Raw genomic sequence first — 20,413 nt, forward strand, 5'->3', positions numbered from 1 at the left:
GTCCGACTTAGCTTATGATAACAATTTCCCGTTTAATTGACAAATATACTTACAAAATGCAAAAATAATTTATGCTTTATTTCTATTTATGACAATAATAAAGTCAAATTTAATAGAATAATTTTGATTTACTTCAGAAGCATACTCTTTGAGTATTGACATATTTTTACAATGAACATACTATGGTTATTACGCCAATGATTTTTATTCTTTGTGAGAAAACAAAGATGCCTACTCGCGAACATTTTATTATGTCACTTCTAAACAATCTTCTCCGCTGAGCGGAGTACTATCTGTCATCCACAATTTAATTCCCTAACTCTTTAAAAAAAACACAGTTTTAGAGTTAATTTTTAAAAAAAACAGAAAGTGATAACTTATGAATAAATCAATTACACGCATTGCGGCATGGGGAATATGGATCATTGCTTCATTATTCTATGCTTATCAATACATTTTACGCGTCATGCCTAACATCATGCTAGATAATTTTATTCAGCAATTTCATATCGACACGGCTGTATTTGGTCAATTTTCGGGCATTTATTATCTAGGCTATTCTTTAATGCATTTGCCTATCGGTATTATGCTTGATCGTTTTGGTCCCAAAAAAGTAATGACCGGCTGCATTTTGCTGACTGTCGTTGGTCTTTTACCTATTCTTTTCGCTGAACAATGGGTCTATCCAATGATTGGCCGTGCTTTAATTGGGGTTGGGTCTTCCGCGGCAATTTTAGGTACTTTCAAAATAATTCGCATGGCATTTAAAGAACAACTTTTTACGCGGATGCTCAGTTTTTCAGTCACTATAGGTTTAATCGGAGCGATCTATGGTGGTGGACCAGTTAGCTATCTTTCCAGCACTTTAGGCTATAAGACCGTTGTGCAAATCTTTGCTGTCTTTGGGGTTTTATTAGCGGTTCTCACCTATTTCATCGTGCCAGAGATAGACAGGTCTAATCAATCTAACTCGATTATGGCGGATATCAAACGCGTACTAACGAATCGGCAAATCATTGCTTTATGCTTTTTATCAGGTCTAATGGTTGGACCTTTGGAAGGCTTTGCTGATGTCTGGGGTTCAGCGTTTATTAAACATGTTTATGGTTTTGATCCAACCCTTGCCAGTTATTTACCGTCAATGATCTTTATCGGAATGTGTTTTGGTGCACCCGTACTTAGTTTCATTGCAGAAAAAGCGAATAACTATCTTGCGGTTATTATAGGCGCAGGGATAGCTATGATGCTTGTATTTCTCGCTTTAATTTCGCAACAATTGACTGTCAATACAATGGCAATTGGTTTTATTTTGGTTGGTGTTTGTTGTGCGTATCAGATTTTGGCTATTTATAAAGCATCCACCTATTTGCCAGAGAGTGTTGCTGGAATCACCACTGCCATTGCAAATATGATCATCATGAGCTTTGGTTACGCTTTTCACACCACAATAGGTCTTTTGATTAATACCTTTGGTGGTCCTAATGTATCAAGTGCTTTCATTTATGGTTTAAGCGTAATTCCATTGACTTTAGCCCTTGCTGTGATGGGCCTTTTTGTATTTTCTTACCAAGAGCGGGCTAAAATCCCCTTCACTGCAAACAGTGTAATGTGAAGCACCCAAGACAAATGCGAGGTTTATCAAGAGGTTCTTACTTGATGGGCTTCGCTCTATTTAAACTTCTAGCAAACACCCAAGCATTTCAAATTTTATACAACTTGAAGATAATTAATCATTCATCTATTCTTAATTAAGATTTTCGTCTATTACAAATGGAGATTGAAATGGATAAGAAAAATCGCATCATCGCAACCGCAGCAGCAGCCCTCTTCGCATCTGGTCTTTATGCCTCAAGTTCTAATTCCGGAAACGGAGGTTCTAACTCTCAAGTAACAAATAGTCCTGGTTCCGATTACGCTAAAAACTCTTGTAAGAGTCAGAATCAATGCAAAAGCACTAACCATTGCAAGAGTCACAATCAATGCAAAAGCACTAACCATTGCAAGAGTCACAATCAATGCAAAAGCGCCAACCATTGTAAGAGTCACAATCAATGCAAAAGCGCCAACCATTGTAAGAGTCACAATCAATGCAAAAGCTCTAACCATTGTAAGAGTCACAATAAATGTAAAAGCAGCAACCATTGCAAAAGCGCTAGCGGCTGCCATTGCAAGAACTAATAGGATAAAGATACCTCAAATGGGGCATCTGGCTTATAGCACAATTTTCAGGTCAAATTTTGTACAACTTGAAGATGGTTAATCCTTAATCTATTCTTAAATAAGATTTTTGCCTATTACAAATGGAGATTGAAATGGATAAAAAAAGTCGCATCATCGCAACCGCAGCAGCGGCCCTATTTGCATCCGGTCTTTATGCCTCAAGCTCTAATTCCGGATATGGGGGCTCCAATGATAACTCTGGAGGAAAATCATCAGGTGGATGGGGAACAAGCCCTTCAGGTGGTAGTTACGGTGGAACGCCTACCGGCGGAAATTCTGGAGGAAAGTCTAACTCCAACTCCAATAGTGGTTATGGAGGAAACTCTAACTCCGATAGTGGTTATGGCGGAAAATCTAACCCCGATAGTGGTTACGGAGGAAACTCTAACTCCGACAGTGGTTACGGAGGTTCCGATTCTGGGGGCTCTAAAAACTCGTGCAAGAGTCACAGCAAATGCAAGAGCAATCATAGTTGTAAGAGCAATCATAGTTGCAAGAGCAATAATAGTTGTAAGAGCAATCATAGTTGCAAGAGTAATCATAGCTGCAAGAGCAAGAGCAACTGCAAAAGTTATAACAATTGCAAGAGCAAGAGCAAAAACAACTGCAAAAGTTATAACAACTGCAAGAGTAAGAGCAAAAACAATTGCAAAAGTTATAACAGCTGTAAAAGCTCCAACAGCTCATATTGATGTACTGCAGATGCCCCAAATGGGGCATCTGTTTTATGCTCCCACTTATCCTTTCTAGGAATCAACAATTGATGAAAAACAATTATCAAATTAAAGAAAAAAAATCTTTAGGTATGGGATTAGGTCTACGGGCAGAGCATTATCAACATATTTTAGAGCACTCTCCAACAATCGATTGGTTTGAAATCCTTACAGAAAATTACCTGGTTGATGGAGGAAATCCACTTTATTATCTAAACAAAATTCGTGAGAACTACCCACTTGTCATGCATGGCGTGTCTTTATCGATTGGCAGCACAGATCCGCTCAATGTTGATTATTTAAAACAGGTCAAACAATTAGCCGATCGTATTCAGCCGCAATGGATTTCTGATCATCTCTGTTGGACTGGGGTTCATCAACGGAATATGCATGACTTGTTACCATTAGCCTACACCGAAAAAGCAATTGAGCATGTTGTAGAGCGTGTGAAATTCGTACAAGATTTTTATCAACGTCAAATCCTTTTAGAAAATGTATCCAGTTATATTACTTATAAAGCCTCGGAGATGACGGAATGGGAATTTCTTAGTGAAATCGCGAATCGTGCTGATTGTTTAATCTTATTAGATATAAATAATATTTATGTCAGTGCATTCAATCATGGCTTTGATCCACTTGTCTATATTGATTCTATACCTGTCAATCGCGTCCAACAATTTCATTTAGCCGGTCATTTAAATTGTGAAAACTACATTATTGATACTCATGACCACCCCATTATCACTGAGGTCTGGGAACTCTATGCTAAGGCGGTCAAACGCTTCGGCAATATATCAACGATGATAGAGCGGGATGATCACATCCCCGCTTTCGAAGAATTATGGCAAGAATTAGATTATGCAAGAACGATTCAACAAAATTGTTTATCAACCCTGGAAGCGAGCTTAGAACATGAAACTCAATGAACTACATAGTCTATTACAAAAGTCGATGTTGACTTTGGACCCCATTATTAAGCCTTATCTCTGCCCACCGCCACGCGGATCAATAGATGAGCGCGTAGCTATTTATGCTGAAGGATTTTACGGTCGACTTGAGGAAACACTCGCGAATGACTACTCAACCTTGGCTGAAATGTTAGGGGAATCAAAATTTAATACACTGTGTCGAAAATACATCGACGCTTACCCTTCTTACCACTATTCACTCAATTCATTCGGCCAACATCTCAGCCAATTTCTCTTGGAAACAGTAGCTTATAGCAAAAAAACTTATTTAAGTGAAATTGCTGCCTTTGAATGGGCTGAATCCGACGCGATTATTAGCCGTAATGCCGAACTGCTTTCTGAATCCGATCTACGAGATTTACCTCCAAAAGCATGGCCTAAGCTTAAATTATACCTCCACCCTTCCTGCCAAATTCTTTGCATGCATTGGAACAGCTTGGCGCTAATTGAAGCTCCGCGACGAGGCCTATCAATACCTCACCCTAGAAAACTTAAGAGCCCGCAATTTGTACTCGTTTGGCGCCGTCAACTTGAAGTGCGCTATTGTAAACTGGATCACCTAGAGCAAAATTTATTGCAAGCAATCAAGTCTCAAGCGACTTTTATGGAAATTTGTGAGCAACTCAGCCATAAAATGCCCGAAGCTGAGGTAGCAACATATATAGTAAAAAAATTGCACTCATGGCTAAATGAACAGATTTTTGTGCAAAATCAGCATTAATCGATACTTAAACCTGCCCTTGATTAAGGAATGCGATCAAGGGCATATGCAGAAATTAAATTGACAGACAATCTCTGATTAACGTTTCAATCCCTTCATGCCCCAATGCTTTAAGTAAATCTTCAGTTTGCTGTTGCAATTCCTGTTCTGCTGCATTGGGTTTTTTTATCGCAGTTACTCGTTCTTGCACTGAAGAAATAGCTGATTTCAAAGTGCTTTGAACTACGGGATTATTCATCACTCCCAAAGAAAAATGATCTTGTAGGGGGTGCTCTTCCAATACTTTTAGAACCTTAGATATCTCTTCAGCATCAAATTTTTGTCTTTTAACTAAAGTTTCAACTGCTAGCCCCATTATTGTAGTAGAAGCAGAATAGCAATTAGAGTTAACCATATTACAAAATTGTGGTTTATTAATCAGTTTATCCGTTTTATTGAGAAACTCTTCAATTTCTTCCTTAGTAAATAATGCGCCGGTAGGGTGAGCTGTGAAGGGGTAGTTTTTATTAAGATATTTACCTTCGTTATCCATTTCAGTACGGAAATTAATTCCCTCACGTAGCCAATTGGAAAAATCCCAGGGACTTTGGCGACCATAGACAAAGAAGGTTTCAGTCTCTGGATCTTTAAATGCAATCGCTGAATGGCTAATAGGAAGCTTTGGAATGGGAAGGCCTGATTTAGTAGCAAACATTAACTCATAATGTTCATTATCTTGCATCTCATCTAAGGATTTCATTTTTTCTGGCGGTATTTCTACTGGGTCTGAGCTTAAGGTCTTAGATTCTATACTCGTTGGGTTGGTTGCAAAATATAAAGAACGACTAAAAAAAGAGGGTCCAAGTTTAGTAGATAATTTCATCGATTGATTCCCAACTATCCCGACTGCCCTGCGTCCAAAAAATCTTTCTAATGGCACTTTCCTGCTCCTTAATATAGGTTGTTGCTTGCAGATTCCATATTTCACTGCGTCATAACAACGCCATTTATTAGAATATGGTCTTTTTAAATTAAGCTAAAGCGGTTTCAAACCTCTTCTTAGCAATTAATAAACTGACCTTAGTGTTCGTTATTTTTACATAAAAGCCGAATTTCATCAACCTCTTTCAGAATACAGAGGTTGTTAATAGAGAATAGCAGGCGTTAAGCCAAAAAAAAGAGGTTTGTTCCCTCTCTGTTTAGTAATCACTCTAATTCTCGCTTACTAACTGTATTAAATTAATCCTTTTTCACATGGCCCTTCTTCGTTATTGCATATTCCATTACACAGTTTTTTTCAAGTTTGATGCGCATAATAATGCCTTAATGTTTAAGTTATATACTTTATTTAAATCTACTATTTTATGGGGTTTATCATGGCGTGGAGACGTGGTTTTTTTAAATATGCAGCAGGTGGTACCACCATGGGAGCTGGCTCCTATTATTTAGCGCAAGAAGTTTCTAAATATTCAACATTAAAGAGTAATTTAGAAAGCATGTCTGAACCTGAAGAAGAAGACGCTCCTCAAAGAGAAGTCGTGGAAGCAGAGCATAAAGAATGGCTAGTTATTGGACGGCAAAGCCCATACTATGTACGAGATCCTGAGAAAAATCCCAAACACCATCTTCTCAGCAGAATAAGCTTAAGCCCTTTGATTTTTAAAGGCCTGGGGACTCATTTAGATAATGAATCCCATTATGAACTACTACCAGGTAGTGATTTTATTACAGAACCTTTTACAAACGATAAAACCGCACCTAGGGTTCTCATTAAACCTGCACAAATGGTTAATAAAGAGCCTCATGAAATAGATGATGAAGAAGAGCTTGAGGTAAGCTTTGCAAGAAAACAAGCGTTTTCTGATCTAACAAAACAAAAATCACCTTTCTATCACTCCTCATTGGCATTTAGGGTTATTAGTGAGGAAAGGCCAGCGAATCCTGACTCTGTGGTGATAACGGGTAAAGAGGCTAAAGCGCTTTTAGATGATATTAATTCTACCATTTGCGAACCTCAACATTGCACTCTTTATGGCTCTAATTGCTATTCGGCTACGATTTACGGAACAGGGAAATTAATTGAACTCATTGATAAAAGAACAGGACTTAAATTAGAAGAGGACCAGGAAAAACCCAAAGCAACTGATAAGGATAATAAAGATATTCAAGCAGTTGCCAATGTGCTTGCAAAAGTTTCCTTGGACAATTTGGGTCGTGGAGTTAGTAATAATCCAGTTGTAAGCGATGAGCTGAACTCTAAGATAAAACAAATTCTAGTTGAACGAGGTTTATCAAATGCTGAGAGAAAAGAAAAGGAAATATCCTCATTTCAATCCGAAAAACCATAAAACCTAATTTATCGTTGTTAGATAACTGTAGATATTAGAAAGCTTAAGCCAAAAAATGATAATGATTATTGATTCAGTTGGCTTAATTTAATAATAGTATGACCATAATAAATCCTTAATGTTTAAGCGATATACTTAATTTAAATTAATATTAAAGTTGTGAGGGTAAAACAATGGCTTGGAGATCTACAGTATCTAATTTTTTTAAAAATCCTTCTCTAGTAGGTTCTGCCATAGGAGCTAGTGGATATTATTTATGGGATGAAACTAGTAAATACAAAACATTAAAAGATACGATGAAGAGTATCTCTGAACCCGAAGAACAAGCAGCTCCTAAAAGATCCCTGGTTGAGGCAAATAAGAAAGAATGGTTAGTCATTGGAAGACAAAGCCCCGGCTATGTACGAGATGCTGATAAAAATCCTAAACACAATGTCTTAAACAAAATAAGGCAAAGTCCTTTGCTAGTTAAGTCGCTTGGAACTCATTTGGATAATGAAAAACACTATGACTTACTTATAGGCAGTGATTTTATTACGGAACCTTTTACAAACGATAAAACCGCACCTAGGGTTCTTATTAAACCTGAAAAAATGCTCAGTATGGAACCAAATGAAATAGATGACGATGCAAAATTTGAGGTATGTTTTGCAAGAAAACAAGCTTTTGCTGATGTTACGCAAGGCTCCCCTTTCTTTCACTCTTCGTTGGCATTTAGGCGTGTAAGTGAAGACAGGCCAGCAAGTCCGGATGCAGTTGTGATTACTGGAAAACAAGCTAAACAGCTTTTTGAAGGAATTAATACAACTATTTGTGAACCACAGCACTGTACTCTTTATGGTTCTAATTGCTATTCAGCCTCAATTTATGGAGTAGGAGAATTAATCAAGATCCTTCATAAGGACAGCAAAGGGAGTAGTAATCAAGATAAGGTCGATAAAGAAATCCAAGCTGTAGCTAATGTACTTTCAAGAGTTGTTACGGACAACTATGGACGCGGAGTTAGTAATAATTCAGTAGTCAGCGATAAGCTGAATATTGAAATACCTCAAATTCTAAAGGATAGAGGCATATTGAAAGCTCTAGAAGCTAAAAAAGAAGAATCATCACCTCCATCATCGAGTAATAATCTGTGATTTATCCATACTAAATTTCATAGGAGATATTCTAATGAAACCATCAAGTGGAGTTGTAGTTAACGAGGATATTTTAAAAGCACTAGGTGCTCGCACAGCTAAAGCGGTACGAGTAAAAAGTGCTCAAATGGAAGCAGAACTTGCCTCCAAAATAGAAGATCTTGAATTCTTGGTGAAAGAAGGCTTCTCAACTGACAGGCTTGCTAAAGCAAAAGTAGATGGCAATCATCAACTGCTCGAACTTAGTTTTGATCCTTCTTATGCAGATTGGGACAATCAAAAAAGAACTTGCGCTCTTATGGTAGAAGCCGTTAATGATGCAATCTATAAAATAGACCTAGCTATAGAACAAGAAATTTCTTCTATAAAATATAAATACTTCAGCCAAGTAATCGAAGAATCTGATAAAGATAATTAACTCTCCTCTCCTACTCATGCTTGAATAGCATGAGTAGGCATTATACGTAGCAGTCTAGATTTTCTCTTCTATGCCTGTCGAGCAAATATTATATATAAATGTGAAGACCACTAATAAAGGATCCGCAGGATATATCAATATTTGCACATCATGATTATATATATATCATTTATCTAAATTTGAGCTATACCTTATATAGGGCAATTAAATAAGAATAATCGAGGAAATGCCATGAGAAAAACTCTGCTATGGATGTTAGCAGTCACTTCGACTTGTTGTTTTTCCCAGTCCTCTCATAAACATGTGCATGAAAAAGTAGTGAAAAAAAAGGACGATAATCAAATTTTACAGATCATAGCGCTGATCAGTCCTGATCTTATTTCCCCCAAAGCGACTAATACCTCATTAAAAGAAATTGAAAATATGCTCGTAACGAGCAGCTTAAATAAGCTCGTCGTCGATAAGGTATTAAAAACCTTAAAATGTGCAGGCGAATATAATGTCGACCACAATAATATTTTAACAATTATCGATTATTCATTACCTTCGAGCGAAAAACGCCTATGGGTATTTGATCTGTATGCAAAAAAATTGCTATATCACACTTATGTATCGCACGGTATTAAATCCGGCACTCTATTATCTACTAGTTTTTCAAACAAATATAACAGTAAATCGAGCAGTATTGGCGTATATAAAACTGAAGATACTTACTATGGCCGACATGGTCTTTCTTTGAAATTAGATGGCCTCGATCCCGGTTTTAATGATAATGCCTCTAATCGCTCCGTGGTGATGCACGGAGGATGGTATGTCGATGAAAGTTTTATTAAAAAATATGGAAGAGCCGGCCGGAGTTGGGGCTGCCCTGCACTACCAGAAAATATCACTTCAGATATTATAAATACTATAAAAGATCGATCATTATTTGTAATCTATTATCCAAGCGATAATTGGTTTGTTAAATCCAAATTTCTTAATTGCGATAACGTTTCTCCGACACGTTACGCGTCAACACAAGATACAGAAATCAAATCAGAAAATGAACACAGAGAACCAGTTCTTTTTGCTAATATCAACCGTAAAAATCTAGGAAATGAACCAATTTTAGTTATAACGGCTGATAATTATGAACAAATATTTCATGCTAAAGCGCCTTTGGAACGTATGCTGCGCCGACAAATCAACAACATAGAATATATTGCATTATCTAATGCAGAATTTGAAAACTTAATTATCAATAATAAAAATGCATTAAACACCGTAAATTTTGTTATCCCAGTAGTAAAAATGGAACGCGGTTATTATGCAACAGAAATGCATATTGTTGATTTAGGGAAAATTAAGGATGTTCGACTTACTTCGGACACGTCTTCTAGTACCCATCAAGTAGCTAAAAGTTATACCATTGATTTTGAAGCTAAACCTTCAATCACACTTAGATCAACTAATGAATTTATCCGTTGGTTAGGATTATAATTATGGCGAGCGATGTTAAAAGAATATTGAGGGAAATTCGCAAAAAAAAGCCCTTTGTGTTTAATATTCTTAATTATTATCCAATGGAGCTTATCGCCAGTGGATTAAGGAGTATTGGTATCTATCCTCTCATGAGTAACGCAGAGCAGGAAGTTGATGAGTTACTTAATTTAGCTAGTGCAGTCGTGATTAATTTGGGTAAATTAGACGATAAATTTATTAATCTATGTTATCACATTTGCCATTCGGCAAATGCAAATAATAAACCCATTGTTTTGGATCCAGTCGGCACAGGTATAAGTCGTTACAGGACAGAAACTGCGCTTAGTTTTCTCAAAAATCATAAAATTTCTGTTGTTCGAGGTTATTCAAATGAGCTTGAAAGTTTATTGACCGAAAAAATCACTATACCGAATAGTCATAATCCATTGGATGAGCAAGTGCTTGAACATGCAAAAAAATTATCAGAAAAATATGACCTCGCGATAGTAGTCAGTGGTAAATTCAATACAGTGCTTGATTCAAATAAAATAGACAAATTTAATTTTGACTCAACTCTTTTGCAAAAGGTCGCTGGTATAGATAGTCTTCTTTCAGCAATTATTGGTGGTTTTCACACCGTTGAAAAGGATCGATTTACTGCAGCCCGCTCCGCCATAGAATTTTATGGAAATTGCGTTGGTTCCGTATCCACACGAGCTCGTGGCCCTGCCTCTTTGAAAACAGAACTTATCGATAAATTATATATCAACTCTTCGGAAGCAACGGATTGGTGAGCTGCATTGTTATGCAGCTATTCACTTTATAAATTATGATTTTTTTTCCATAATTTAAACAGCCTTATCATTCCTTCATTAAATAAAGGAATATCTTGCGGATTTCTACTTGTTACTAAATTATCATCGAATACAACAGGTTCATCGACCCAATTCGCACCTGCGTTGATCAAATCTAACTTAATAGATGACCAGGAGGTGACTTTATGGTCTTTTGCTACCCCAGCATTAATTAATAACGAAGGACCGTGACATATGGCAGCAATAGGCTTTTTTTGTTTATTGATTGCTTTTATAAAATTAATTGCTTCGGGAATTATCCTTAATTTATCTGGATTTACTACACCACCCGGTAATAATAAAGCATCATAATCAGCTGCATTAGCTTGATTAAGTGGCACGTCAACGGTAAAAGTATCGCCTACTTCGAGATGATTCCACCCTTGAACAAACTCATTTTCAGGAGAAATTAGATAAGTTTTTGCTCCTTCTCTCTCTAAAGCTTTACGTGGCTTTTCTAATTCAACTTCTTCGAAGCCATCTGCCGCTAAAATCGCCACTTTAAGTCCCTTTAGTTCATTCATTATGGCTCTCCTTGAGAAATAAATAATCCAAAATATGAAGGTAAAATATTAATAATATACTTATAAATATAACAGATAATTTTAAATAATTTTTCTTTTAATTAAATTTGCAATTAATGATTAAATTTTTCAACACAAAAAAATGCAATTAATTAGAAAAGTTATTGGTTATTTATTCATTATAATCTATAGTTTAATTACCCATTATTATCTAAGGACACCTTATGCCAACCAAAGGAAATATTGGTAAAAAATCCGAATCATCACCATTAAATTCGTTGCTTAATCTGAATCTTCAAATAATAAAAAATCTATCTCAAATTGAAATTACTGATTTTGTTAACAAACCTGATAAATTATTGGAAAATCAAATTAAAATTGCGATTAGTAACAGTATATTGTTTTTAGAGTATATGAAACAATCTTGGGAAATTTTTGCTCGTATGATCCCGGAACCCAGTTCAGCGACATCTGATATTCAACAAAGGACTAATTTTTTGAAAGTAGCAAGCTCATTCTTGACAACACCTGATGTCTTAATCGGCAATATAACCAAGTCCCTTTTCTCACCAGCTGTCGATACAGATCCACTTGATATTCTAAAATCAACTGTCCTGTCTATGTCAGAGTCAGCTAATAAATCAGAAACCCCGAAGTCTATTACAGAAGACGCCATTAAGAAAATGAAACGTAATGGTAAGCCTCGGGTAAGTCATTAAATCGAATTACCCCGGAATCCTGTAATCCGGGGTAATTCCATCATTTTAATCTTCACGTCTGCAGTTCATTCCCCAGCAAGCACCTATGCAGCAAAAAAAGGCACCGATAAAGAACAAACCAAAAAAGATGAAAGCACCCCAAGCCAAGGCATTAGGTGAGGCTTGCACAGTAATAACCTGATTACCATTAGATGATTGTGAAGCGCTTGTCTGAACGGTTAATGGAGAACTTGTATTTTCTGTAGTAGTACTTGTCGCATTAGTTCCCTTAGTAGGAGCTACAGTTGTTGGTGCTTGTGAAGAGGGCAACGCTTGTGGAGAACCTACGTTGACTTGTGCAGCGGGTCCTGCGCTATAAGGTGAGAGATAGGCGCTCATATGCGTAGTAAGTAAAGCAGATAGCATCAATGCAACCGACCAAGCAGTGAAGCCATACAGCACGCCTAAATTACGTCTAGGGCAATACAAACGACCTAAATAACCCGCTGTGTAGCCTGCGACTAACATAGAAACAATGATACTGAGGACAATACCAATTAATCCTCCCACAGCAAGCGTGGTAACTCCATTGGCCCCCATACTAAAAATACTCAAACCTATTGCTGCGCCAAAAAGTCCTAGTAGAAAACTTAGTCCAACCCCCACTATGGCACCAACAAAAACTGCAGTCCAAGATAAGCGTTTACAAGAATGTAAATTCGTGACATTAGGCGTTTCATTAACAGTTTCATTTAGCATGATAAATATCCTTATATTGTCTATCAAATCGGATTAGAGATGAGATACTAGCCAAATTAATAATAATATACTTATAGGTACACCTAATAACCAGCCGAAAATATAACCCATATCCACCTCCTTATTCATGGCTCTATCTATGAACCTAACTCATTGGCAGATCGATTAAATATTAGCCTTGCTATTATACTAGTTTAACGATTAACTTCTTTCAAATTTTTTAATAAAAATCCCAATTTAATTTTGGTTTGTTTATTTACAAAAAATTTATAAATGAAATTAATTCATTTAAACTATAATATTAAAATTGTTTTAGTGCATAGATAGGGAAGTCTATGAAGAAAATTTATCATGGAATTGCATTTGAGTGTTCAGCGTTAGAAAGCAATGGAATGTACCGAGGATTTTGTGCCTTTGTTTTCCATAATAATCAATACAGTTATGTCATTAAAAAATCAGTAAATGAAATCGCAAAAACTAAAGAAGAAGCTGAAAATCAAGCTATTCAATTAGCAAAAAACTATATTGAACGCGGACTTTTTTAGTCTACTTATTTGCAAAGGTTAGGCATTCTCAACACGTGGCGGCGCTAATAACGTCGTTGGCTTGGATTCTGTCTTTTATTAGGGTGGCCAAATGGGTTAAATCTGCTCTTTCCAGGGATTGGTTGAATGCAATGGCAGGCGAAGTTTGCCCAAACTCCGTTTTGTAAAAATTTTTATTTGCTGAAACGGGGGTAGAAGCATAATTTATAAACTGAATCACACAGTCGAAAGCATCGTTCCATTGTTTTTTCGCATAATATTGACGGAACTGGCCCAATAAGTTGGTTAATTCTCTTCTTTTTTGTTCATTATTATCAATCGTAGAATCTAAACTATTGAGTGCGTCTTCCATAGCCATAGCGAGTTGATTACAGTTTGTATCATCCAGTTTATGAAGTGTTTTATTTTTTAAAAGATAAGTAATTTGCTGGGAATCCTCCAAACTAATTTGGATATCCCCTCTTCTTGAATCGCAATTTAGCAAATTAAAAGGGATGTGCAACATTTCTAAAAAAGAAACAAAATCAATAAAAACGCTTCCAAAATCATTCATATCTCTCTTTAGCGTGAGGATAACTTGCTCCCCCTCTCCAGTGATATTTACCTCATCTTGATTCATAAAAAATTCATTAAGCCAAGTTTCTGCGGCAGCCCAGGGAGCTGCTTCAACGATTAATGTCATCTGATGATAATAGAGTGCGGAAAAATAACCAGGATTAGGCTCAACGATGGGCCGGGTTTTTTGCAAGTGATGATAGGCTTGGACTAGGCTTACCCCATAAGTTTCCATCATGTATAGAATGGCTACTGTCGCACTTCTCGACATTCCCATTTGACAGTTAATTAAAACTTTTTTATTGTCTTTTCTCGCCTTAGTTATCTTTTCAAAGAGTTTTTCTGCATGAATATGGGCTAAAATTTGTGAAAAATTTCTACCACTATCCTCTACAGGAATAGTGTGATGATTCTTGGCACGCTCAATAAACGGATGCGATTCACTAAATTCAGACAAATCAATAATTAAATCATACTTAGAATACTCTAGACGATTGTCGTAATGGCCATAGAGTGAATAGATATTGCCGATAAATAAATTGGCTAGAAATTCTTGCGCCCAGGCGGACTGCTGACTAACAGAATAACTTATCGTTTCTCCCTCCTTTTCTCCATAAATAAATACTGTTTCAGTAAATTTAGCCATTCCTAGGGAGCCGACCTTGTCGCTGGTTTCCTGGTTTAAAGACCAAGTCGTTTGTTGAATGATTTCTTTCATCTTTTGAAAAATCCCTTTTTTATTTCGACTATACAATAGATCTAAATTCAAACAAAGCGCTTAGACTAAAACCGCCAAACGAGGTCGATGAGAACGAATTAAACTAGATAACTTAGGATTTTTACAACAACGCCATTTTTAATATAGACTTTCTGTTTATCGGAAAATAAATTGAATACCATGCAGGAAGCGTCATGTTTCACTGGCTAAAAGAATGGCACCGTAACCGAATCGTGCAGAACTCAGTAATTTCAAAGACTGAGTGGCGAGATGCTATTCAGTCTTTGACCATTCTGCAACGCTTAAATACCGAGGAAATAGAAAAACTTAGACGCCTAGCTACCTTATTTCTCCATTACAAATCGATTGAGGGAATCGGTGAATTAGAAATAACAACCGGCCTACGGTTGAATATTGCCTTACAAGCCTGTCTCCTTATTCTGAATCTTGACTTAGATTGGTATGCAGGCTGGGTATCTGTCATTGTTTACCCCGGTGATTTTTCCTATACTCAAAAAGAAATTGACGAATACGGAATAGTCCATTTAAGCCGAGCAAACCTCAGTGGAGAATCGTGGCAGCGAGGACCAGTCATTCTCTCCTGGGACGAAGTTTGTCTGTCTCAAGAAGAAAATGGCGGGCGTAATGTCGTAATTCATGAGTTTGCACATAAATTGGACATGTTAAATGGTAGTGCCAACGGCTTTCCGCCTCTGCACAAAGAAATGTCGGCAAAGCGATGGTCTGAGGTGTTCAATCAAGCCTACCTCGATTTAGAAATGCGACTAGAACAGAATTTTCCTACTCCTATTGATGCTTATGCTGCTACCTCTCCGAGTGAATTTTTTGCGGTTTTCAGTGAATTGTTTTTTAAAAACCCATTTATTCTCAATGAATATTATCCTGAAGTCTTTACATTATTGTCGCAATTTTATCGCCAAAATCCATTAATACGGCAGAGCTAGGTTCCCTTAGATTTATTTCAGTTTTAAAACAAGCGGTTTATACTTATATTTACTGGAAAGGGAGAATCCAAAATGAAGGATAAGAAGCCTAAATCTTCGCCGCGTAAAAAACAAACATTCACAGGAAAAAATCGTCCTCCTTTTGAATGTATTGCTCTTGTACTACAAGGAGGTGGTGCACTTGGCTCTTATCAAGGAGGGGTCTATGAAGCGCTTGCAGAGGCTGAATTGCATCCCGATTGGGTTGCTGGAATCTCAATTGGTGCCATCAATGCAGCAATTATCGCTGGCAATCCACCAAAAGAACGAGCTGACAAGCTAAAAGGTTTTTGGGAATCCATTACAGCTAACCCCTTACTTGACTGGACTACCCTTTCGTCGCAACTAACTCCTAGAGGTGATTTGGCTCGGGGCTTCTTTAATAATATGAGTGCAATCTATACGCTAATGAATGGGACTACTGATTTTTTTGCTCCGCGTGTCCCTACTCCCTTCTTCCAACCCGATGGAACCATTGAGGCCACCAGTTTTTACGATACTAAAGCGCTTAAAACAACTCTTGAGCGCTTTATTGACTTTGACCGCATTAATCAAGAAGGAACTCGATTCAGTGTAGGGGCCGTTAACATCTGCTCAGGGAATTTTGTTTATTTTGACAATTATAAAGATATCATTCGCCCCGAACATGTCATGGCAAGCGGCTCCTTACCGCCGGGATTTGCTGCAACCGAAATTGATGGAGAATTTTACTGGGATGGCGGATTGATTTCCAATACCCCTCTGCAGTGGATTGTTGATGGGGATACGCGCCAAGATACATTAGTGTTTCAAGTTGACCTATGGAGTGCTCGAGGTACAATACCGCGTAATCTACGGGGAGCCATGACCCGTCAGAAAGAAATTCAATATTCTAGTCGAACTCGCGCCGCAACGACTCAATTTAAACGTCTACAACAAGCTCGTTATATCTTGTCTAAACTTCTCAAAAAATTACCTCGAGAATTTCAAGAAATTGAGGAAGCTAAAATTCTGAGACAAATAGCTGACCATAAAGTATATAATATTGTTCAATTGGTTTACCGATCCCAACAATACGAAAGTTACTCCAAAGATTATGAATTTTCTCGTCTAACCATGAATGAACATTGGAAAGCGGGTTATTATGATGTTTTACATACTTTAAAACACCCCCAAATCTTTCAGCGTCCGAGTGATAAAGATGGGGTCTTTACTTTTGACTATACGAGTCAGAGCGAACATTGATAAGGAATTTACTCATGACCAAAATCCCGCTATGCGTGCTTCTATTATTTTTTCTTCCCGTTCAAGCAGCAGAACCACCAACTCAGGGAGAGATTAAAGGTCAGAAATATGATCAAGGACTTTGCTTTCAACAGCGTGTTAGTCAGTGCCTGAAGGTTTGTGAAAAAACAAAAGATAATAATTGTTCTCTTGCCTGCGAAGAAAACGCTAAGCACGAATGTCGGCAGGCAGGAGAGTGATTAAGCTAAACACCTTGTGCTTTTCTTCGTAACGGGGCACTTTAGTATCCCAAGTTATTATCTTTTTTTTCCTCTTGCTCTGTAGCAGATGAGTTTTCTTTAGATGGGCTCTTAAAAAACTCATACAATGACGAGCCTACGCAATATGTAGAGTAGGCTACTAGACTAGAACCTGCGGTAGCGGCAGCAGTAGTTCCAACTTCTTTCAGTTGATTGAGAGCAGCTCGAAGCATGAGATATTCCTTTTAAATTTATGCTTTCGTCATACTATCTTATTTTTGTAAAAAGTCTACCCACCCTTTTGGGATCAAATTTTACACAGCTTTTTTAAAAATAGTGATATGTTAATATTTTGTTAATATTTGGTGACTATATTCGCCTAGAATTAACATAATGGTAGCATTTTATGAAAACAAAAAATGATGAATCAGTAAGTCAAACTGAAAAACCTTCAGAAAAACCCTCGGGTCAACCCCAGACTTTCTCCGATTCAAATTATAAATTGTCCGAATTAGCTTACAGAGCAGCCAATTCCTTGACAACAACCGTAGTCACAGCTTGCGCGGTGGTAGTAGTTCAAAGTCCTATTAAAACCGCACTAATTCATTTAACTAACGGCGCGGGCATGCCTAGTTATTCTTCTATTGGAACGTTGGGATTTTTCCGTGCGCTGTATGCGGGTACTATAGCGTCCCTAGCCAGCTCTACAGCTAGAACAGCTTATGTCACGGCTGCTAAAACAGGTAAACCAGCCGAAGCAAAAGAATCATCTCTTCATGAAGAAAAACCAGGAACAGGCAATTTGCAAAACCCAGGCCCTTATGTTTTTTATGCAGCATGGGGGGATATTGTTATTACACAAGTCTCAGAGACACTTTCAACCTTAAGAAAAGTAAATGGACTTTTACCCGAAGGCTTTTTGTGGTACAAAAATATTCCTCAGCTAATGACCAATGGTCTCCTACCAAGATACGCTTCAGGACTTGTCAATTTCGGTGCCTTATGTATTCTTGAAGATGAAATTGCAAAAAAAGTACCCTTTAAAGACAGCAAATGGCGACATTTAACCGCAGGGGCACTCAGTGGAATCGCGGCAGGACTTGCCTCTTATCCTTTTGCCGTCCTCAAAGACTATGTTGTTATCCAAGCAAAAGTGAATGAGCAAAACCTGTTAGTAAATAAAAGCACATTTAAAGTGTTAGGCGAATTAGGGAAAGCCTTCTTCCAGAGCCCAAGGGAAATGGGAAAAACATTCTTAGTCAACACATTAAAACAAGCCCCTCTTCGTGCAGGCCTCACCGGAGGTATTTTTTCAGTTATAGCAATTGTCGGCGAAACGATGGGCCCCGAGCCTCTTAAAGCAGTCAAAAAACATCTCACTAATTCGCAGAACTTTTTTACCCAAAAAATTGACACTGAGAACTCAACTTCTCCCTCTAAAACCGCCAATCCGCCAGAAAAAACCACTAGCTCAACGTCGACTCACAGGTAATTATTTAACTTCTTTTAAATGTTAGCAAATATACGCTTTAATAATGCGTTAATTTGCTAACATAGGCTTCTATTTTTAATGGAATTATTTCACGCTTATTACTCATTTAATTTTTCCTTAATAAACAGGTAATCATTGCTTAATTTTCTTTCTATATACTGAAATAATCAGCCCATGAAAGAGATTTAATATGAAAGCTAAAGTTGAAAAATCGCAAGCAAAAGCTCCAGAAAAGACAACGCCAATGATCCCGCGTGTTGATCAATTTATTAATGACCTTGATAGGCTAATCAAATTTGAAGAGAAATTAGTTGCTGAGATGTATTTAAAAAAAATTAAAGCAGCATCTTCAGATAAATCAGGCCTTAACGCCGAATTACTCCATTCCACCTTTATAAAAATCGCGGCGAGTGCAGAATTGGAAAAAGACAAGGCATGGATACTTTCAACCGAGAGCAAAGACTCACTTACCCTAGAACAAAAGGCAAGAAGACTAGCAAGGTTTCTAGCAAAAAAAGTCGAAATTCCATCTCATGTTTCTGTAGAGCATTTCAGAGAATTTTTAGGAATTATTTATACCGATAGTGAACTTCTTTCTTTTATCGAAAATCCACAAAAATATATAAATAGCCATCCAAATTTAACAGCTCATCAACTACAAGTTTTACAATTTGTTGCTAATGACCCTGTATTCAATCGTCTACCTTCTATTAATCGTGTAGTACCCTCTAACACCTTTATCTATACTCCATTGACCGCTCATATGGCTCAATTAGGACTTGATAATTATGGATCTATGGATGCCTTAAGATTTGATCATTGTATCAATCCTGATTTCAAAGAAGATATCATAGAAAAATCCAAAAAAACTTATCATGGACCTCAAGTAATAGGGATGGGAGTACAATCAAGTTACGATCGACAATCCATTGCTAAAACAGCATCTCAAGTCAAAAAAATGCAAATAGGTGCATGTCATACCTTTGCTCAATTGGCTGCTGACCAACTGCTCACTTCAATTGAAAAAAGACAATTAAACCCTATGCACATTAAATTGGTTAGTCATAAAGGAGGATTAGGATCACACACATTTCTGTTAATTAATCATAATTCTGACGACTTAACCGACCTGTCAGGATGTCTATTTGTTGATCCTTGGGCTGTCGCTATGGGATATAGAAACACTTACGGAATTTTTACTACAGCAAACTACCCCTACCCAGGTATGACAACCAATTTAGAATGTTCTTACGATAATCAAGCACCCATTGTATCGACCAAACAAGGAAATTCTCTTGCTCAAGAACTAAATCGTAGTCTCTCAAGAGGTGGTTTTTTTTCAGCCTCCAATTCAAGAAATCAAACCGAAGTAAAATTAACTCCCCAGCAACGAATTGCCATTCAATATTTAACGGAATTAATGAAATATGCTGAGAACACCCTACAAAATGGGACTAAAAGAGACTTAATGAACACGCTTATTGATGCAGTTATGAATGAGAGCTGTACTGCAAAAACAGCGATAAAACAAGCTACTCTTGCTATCCATGCCCGATCAATAGAAAAAACGGAAACAGGCTTCACTTGGAAAGGCAAAATGCCAATAGATGATTCGATTTTACCTATACTTAACACTGAATCTATAATGAAATTTTGGAAAGCATACATTCCAGAATCTATTGGCGGCTCAAAAGAAGAGGTTAAAAATATAGACCACGCTATGCTGGAAAAAATAGTCGATACATTGAACAAAACAGAGGAGCGTGAATTTACACCCAATAGCCCTCAGGAACATAAGTTGAACTAGACTTACAAATTAGATTATAATTGGAAGTTA

Annotated in this window: 22 protein-coding genes; 16 read left to right on the plus strand and 6 right to left on the minus strand. The window is 37.2% G+C overall.

The genetic code is table 11. The features are described from left to right. The first annotated feature begins 379 nt into the window (after window positions 1-379). Complete coding sequence (locus Ldro_RS02490; RefSeq protein ID WP_058494844.1) at window positions 380-1,612, plus strand: MFS transporter; 1,233 nt, start codon at window positions 380-382, stop codon at window positions 1,610-1,612. Between the two features lie 236 nt (window positions 1,613-1,848). Here Ldro_RS02490 and Ldro_RS02495 read toward each other — a convergent pair whose 3' ends face one another. Then, window positions 1,849-2,166, minus strand: coding sequence for a hypothetical protein (locus Ldro_RS02495; protein ID WP_058494845.1), 318 nt, complete (start codon window positions 2,164-2,166; stop codon window positions 1,849-1,851). A 243-nt stretch (window positions 2,167-2,409) separates the two neighbouring features. Here Ldro_RS02495 and Ldro_RS02500 point away from each other — a divergent pair, with 243 nt between their 5' ends. The 3 genes from Ldro_RS02500 to Ldro_RS02510 are packed head-to-tail and all read left to right on the plus strand — an operon-like array spanning window position 2,410 to window position 4,622. Further along, on the plus strand, window positions 2,410-2,970 hold the full coding sequence (locus Ldro_RS02500; RefSeq protein ID WP_157066448.1) for a hypothetical protein: 561 nt from the start codon (window positions 2,410-2,412) through the stop codon (window positions 2,968-2,970). Window positions 2,971-2,983: 13 nt separating this feature from the next. Next, window positions 2,984-3,859, plus strand: a complete 876-nt coding sequence (gene bufB / locus Ldro_RS02505) for an MNIO family bufferin maturase (protein WP_058494847.1) — start codon at window positions 2,984-2,986, stop codon at window positions 3,857-3,859. Then, window positions 3,846-4,622, plus strand: a complete 777-nt coding sequence (locus tag Ldro_RS02510) for an HvfC/BufC N-terminal domain-containing protein (RefSeq protein WP_058494848.1) — start codon at window positions 3,846-3,848, stop codon at window positions 4,620-4,622. Before bufB ends, Ldro_RS02510 begins: the two co-directional genes overlap by 14 nt. A 55-nt stretch (window positions 4,623-4,677) precedes the next feature. Here the strand turns inward: Ldro_RS02510 and Ldro_RS02515 are convergent, their stop codons facing one another. Beyond that, window positions 4,678-5,484: a hypothetical protein gene (locus tag Ldro_RS02515; RefSeq protein WP_131764269.1), complete on the minus strand. Its 807-nt coding sequence runs from the start codon at window positions 5,482-5,484 to the stop codon at window positions 4,678-4,680. Between the two features lie 493 nt (window positions 5,485-5,977). Here Ldro_RS02515 and Ldro_RS02520 point away from each other — a divergent pair, with 493 nt between their 5' ends. From Ldro_RS02520 to thiM, 5 genes are all read left to right on the plus strand, one after another. Continuing rightward, complete coding sequence (locus Ldro_RS02520; RefSeq protein ID WP_058494850.1) at window positions 5,978-6,949, plus strand: hypothetical protein; 972 nt, start codon at window positions 5,978-5,980, stop codon at window positions 6,947-6,949. Between the two features lie 173 nt (window positions 6,950-7,122). Next, window positions 7,123-8,085, plus strand: coding sequence for a hypothetical protein (locus Ldro_RS02525; RefSeq protein WP_058494851.1), 963 nt, complete (start codon window positions 7,123-7,125; stop codon window positions 8,083-8,085). Between the two features lie 34 nt (window positions 8,086-8,119). Next, complete coding sequence (locus Ldro_RS02530; protein ID WP_058494852.1) at window positions 8,120-8,503, plus strand: YbaB/EbfC family nucleoid-associated protein; 384 nt, start codon at window positions 8,120-8,122, stop codon at window positions 8,501-8,503. A gap of 231 nt (window positions 8,504-8,734) precedes the next feature. After that, entirely contained in the window at window positions 8,735-9,982 is a 1,248-nt protein-coding gene (locus Ldro_RS02535; protein ID WP_058494853.1) for a murein L,D-transpeptidase catalytic domain family protein, read from the plus strand. A 2-nt stretch (window positions 9,983-9,984) separates the two neighbouring features. Further along, a complete protein-coding gene (gene thiM / locus Ldro_RS02540; protein ID WP_058494854.1) occupies window positions 9,985-10,758 on the plus strand; it encodes a hydroxyethylthiazole kinase in 774 nt (257 codons plus the stop codon). A 26-nt stretch (window positions 10,759-10,784) separates the two neighbouring features. Here the strand turns inward: thiM and Ldro_RS02545 are convergent, their stop codons facing one another. Then, window positions 10,785-11,342 carry a type 1 glutamine amidotransferase domain-containing protein gene (locus tag Ldro_RS02545; RefSeq protein WP_058494855.1) on the minus strand — a complete coding sequence of 186 codons (558 nt, stop codon included), beginning with the start codon at window positions 11,340-11,342 and terminating at the stop codon, window positions 10,785-10,787. Window positions 11,343-11,566: 224 nt separating this feature from the next. Between Ldro_RS02545 and Ldro_RS02550 the strand changes: the two genes are divergently transcribed. Then, window positions 11,567-12,061: a hypothetical protein gene (locus Ldro_RS02550; protein WP_058494856.1), complete on the plus strand. Its 495-nt coding sequence runs from the start codon at window positions 11,567-11,569 to the stop codon at window positions 12,059-12,061. A gap of 45 nt (window positions 12,062-12,106) precedes the next feature. Here Ldro_RS02550 and Ldro_RS02555 read toward each other — a convergent pair whose 3' ends face one another. After that, window positions 12,107-12,799, minus strand: a complete 693-nt coding sequence (locus Ldro_RS02555) for a hypothetical protein (RefSeq protein ID WP_058494857.1) — start codon at window positions 12,797-12,799, stop codon at window positions 12,107-12,109. A 335-nt stretch (window positions 12,800-13,134) separates the two neighbouring features. Between Ldro_RS02555 and Ldro_RS02560 the strand changes: the two genes are divergently transcribed. Then, window positions 13,135-13,344: a hypothetical protein gene (locus Ldro_RS02560; protein ID WP_058494858.1), complete on the plus strand. Its 210-nt coding sequence runs from the start codon at window positions 13,135-13,137 to the stop codon at window positions 13,342-13,344. Between the two features lie 28 nt (window positions 13,345-13,372). Here the strand turns inward: Ldro_RS02560 and Ldro_RS02565 are convergent, their stop codons facing one another. Further along, window positions 13,373-14,617 carry a dual specificity protein phosphatase family protein gene (locus Ldro_RS02565; RefSeq protein WP_058494859.1) on the minus strand — a complete coding sequence of 415 codons (1,245 nt, stop codon included), beginning with the start codon at window positions 14,615-14,617 and terminating at the stop codon, window positions 13,373-13,375. A 194-nt stretch (window positions 14,618-14,811) separates the two neighbouring features. Between Ldro_RS02565 and Ldro_RS02570 the strand changes: the two genes are divergently transcribed. From Ldro_RS02570 to Ldro_RS02580, 3 genes are all read left to right on the plus strand, one after another. Continuing rightward, window positions 14,812-15,582, plus strand: a complete 771-nt coding sequence (locus Ldro_RS02570) for a M90 family metallopeptidase (RefSeq protein ID WP_058494860.1) — start codon at window positions 14,812-14,814, stop codon at window positions 15,580-15,582. Between the two features lie 72 nt (window positions 15,583-15,654). Continuing rightward, entirely contained in the window at window positions 15,655-16,845 is a 1,191-nt protein-coding gene (locus Ldro_RS02575) for a DUF3734 domain-containing protein (protein ID WP_058494861.1), read from the plus strand. Between the two features lie 14 nt (window positions 16,846-16,859). Beyond that, on the plus strand, window positions 16,860-17,084 hold the full coding sequence (locus Ldro_RS02580) for a hypothetical protein (RefSeq protein ID WP_058494862.1): 225 nt from the start codon (window positions 16,860-16,862) through the stop codon (window positions 17,082-17,084). A 41-nt stretch (window positions 17,085-17,125) separates the two neighbouring features. Here the strand turns inward: Ldro_RS02580 and Ldro_RS02585 are convergent, their stop codons facing one another. Next, window positions 17,126-17,317: a hypothetical protein gene (locus Ldro_RS02585; RefSeq protein ID WP_058494863.1), complete on the minus strand. Its 192-nt coding sequence runs from the start codon at window positions 17,315-17,317 to the stop codon at window positions 17,126-17,128. 173 nt (window positions 17,318-17,490) lie between these two features. On the opposite strand from Ldro_RS02585, the gene Ldro_RS02590 reads away from it, so the two are divergent. Beyond that, window positions 17,491-18,576: a hypothetical protein gene (locus Ldro_RS02590; RefSeq protein ID WP_058494864.1), complete on the plus strand. Its 1,086-nt coding sequence runs from the start codon at window positions 17,491-17,493 to the stop codon at window positions 18,574-18,576. Between the two features lie 190 nt (window positions 18,577-18,766). Next, complete coding sequence (locus tag Ldro_RS02595) at window positions 18,767-20,383, plus strand: hypothetical protein (RefSeq protein WP_058494865.1); 1,617 nt, start codon at window positions 18,767-18,769, stop codon at window positions 20,381-20,383. Window positions 20,384-20,413 lie beyond the last annotated feature (30 nt).

It is taken from the genome of Legionella drozanskii LLAP-1, assembly GCF_001467585.1.
Classification (GTDB): Bacteria; Pseudomonadota; Gammaproteobacteria; order Legionellales; family Legionellaceae; genus Tatlockia; species Tatlockia drozanskii.

What these genes read in the sequence shown, in the direction of transcription:
- Ldro_RS02490 (WP_058494844.1), top strand. Translation starts at nt 380, where the DNA reads ATGAATAAATCAATTACACGCATTGCGGCATGGGGAATATGGATCATT.
- Ldro_RS02495 (WP_058494845.1), bottom strand. Translation starts at nt 2,166, where the DNA reads ATGGCAGCCGCTAGCGCTTTTGCAATGGTTGCTGCTTTTACATTTATT.
- Ldro_RS02500 (WP_157066448.1), top strand. Translation starts at nt 2,410, where the DNA reads ATGATAACTCTGGAGGAAAATCATCAGGTGGATGGGGAACAAGCCCTT.
- bufB (WP_058494847.1), top strand. Translation starts at nt 2,984, where the DNA reads ATGAAAAACAATTATCAAATTAAAGAAAAAAAATCTTTAGGTATGGGA.
- Ldro_RS02510 (WP_058494848.1), top strand. Translation starts at nt 3,846, where the DNA reads ATGAAACTCAATGAACTACATAGTCTATTACAAAAGTCGATGTTGACT.
- Ldro_RS02515 (WP_131764269.1), bottom strand. Translation starts at nt 5,484, where the DNA reads ATGAAATTATCTACTAAACTTGGACCCTCTTTTTTTAGTCGTTCTTTA.
- Ldro_RS02520 (WP_058494850.1), top strand. Translation starts at nt 5,978, where the DNA reads ATGGCGTGGAGACGTGGTTTTTTTAAATATGCAGCAGGTGGTACCACC.
- Ldro_RS02525 (WP_058494851.1), top strand. Translation starts at nt 7,123, where the DNA reads ATGGCTTGGAGATCTACAGTATCTAATTTTTTTAAAAATCCTTCTCTA.
- Ldro_RS02530 (WP_058494852.1), top strand. Translation starts at nt 8,120, where the DNA reads ATGAAACCATCAAGTGGAGTTGTAGTTAACGAGGATATTTTAAAAGCA.
- Ldro_RS02535 (WP_058494853.1), top strand. Translation starts at nt 8,735, where the DNA reads ATGAGAAAAACTCTGCTATGGATGTTAGCAGTCACTTCGACTTGTTGT.
- thiM (WP_058494854.1), top strand. Translation starts at nt 9,985, where the DNA reads ATGGCGAGCGATGTTAAAAGAATATTGAGGGAAATTCGCAAAAAAAAG.
- Ldro_RS02545 (WP_058494855.1), bottom strand. Translation starts at nt 11,342, where the DNA reads ATGAATGAACTAAAGGGACTTAAAGTGGCGATTTTAGCGGCAGATGGC.
- Ldro_RS02550 (WP_058494856.1), top strand. Translation starts at nt 11,567, where the DNA reads ATGCCAACCAAAGGAAATATTGGTAAAAAATCCGAATCATCACCATTA.
- Ldro_RS02555 (WP_058494857.1), bottom strand. Translation starts at nt 12,799, where the DNA reads ATGCTAAATGAAACTGTTAATGAAACGCCTAATGTCACGAATTTACAT.
- Ldro_RS02560 (WP_058494858.1), top strand. Translation starts at nt 13,135, where the DNA reads ATGAAGAAAATTTATCATGGAATTGCATTTGAGTGTTCAGCGTTAGAA.
- Ldro_RS02565 (WP_058494859.1), bottom strand. Translation starts at nt 14,617, where the DNA reads ATGAAAGAAATCATTCAACAAACGACTTGGTCTTTAAACCAGGAAACC.
- Ldro_RS02570 (WP_058494860.1), top strand. Translation starts at nt 14,812, where the DNA reads ATGTTTCACTGGCTAAAAGAATGGCACCGTAACCGAATCGTGCAGAAC.
- Ldro_RS02575 (WP_058494861.1), top strand. Translation starts at nt 15,655, where the DNA reads ATGAAGGATAAGAAGCCTAAATCTTCGCCGCGTAAAAAACAAACATTC.
- Ldro_RS02580 (WP_058494862.1), top strand. Translation starts at nt 16,860, where the DNA reads ATGACCAAAATCCCGCTATGCGTGCTTCTATTATTTTTTCTTCCCGTT.
- Ldro_RS02585 (WP_058494863.1), bottom strand. Translation starts at nt 17,317, where the DNA reads ATGCTTCGAGCTGCTCTCAATCAACTGAAAGAAGTTGGAACTACTGCT.
- Ldro_RS02590 (WP_058494864.1), top strand. Translation starts at nt 17,491, where the DNA reads ATGAAAACAAAAAATGATGAATCAGTAAGTCAAACTGAAAAACCTTCA.
- Ldro_RS02595 (WP_058494865.1), top strand. Translation starts at nt 18,767, where the DNA reads ATGAAAGCTAAAGTTGAAAAATCGCAAGCAAAAGCTCCAGAAAAGACA.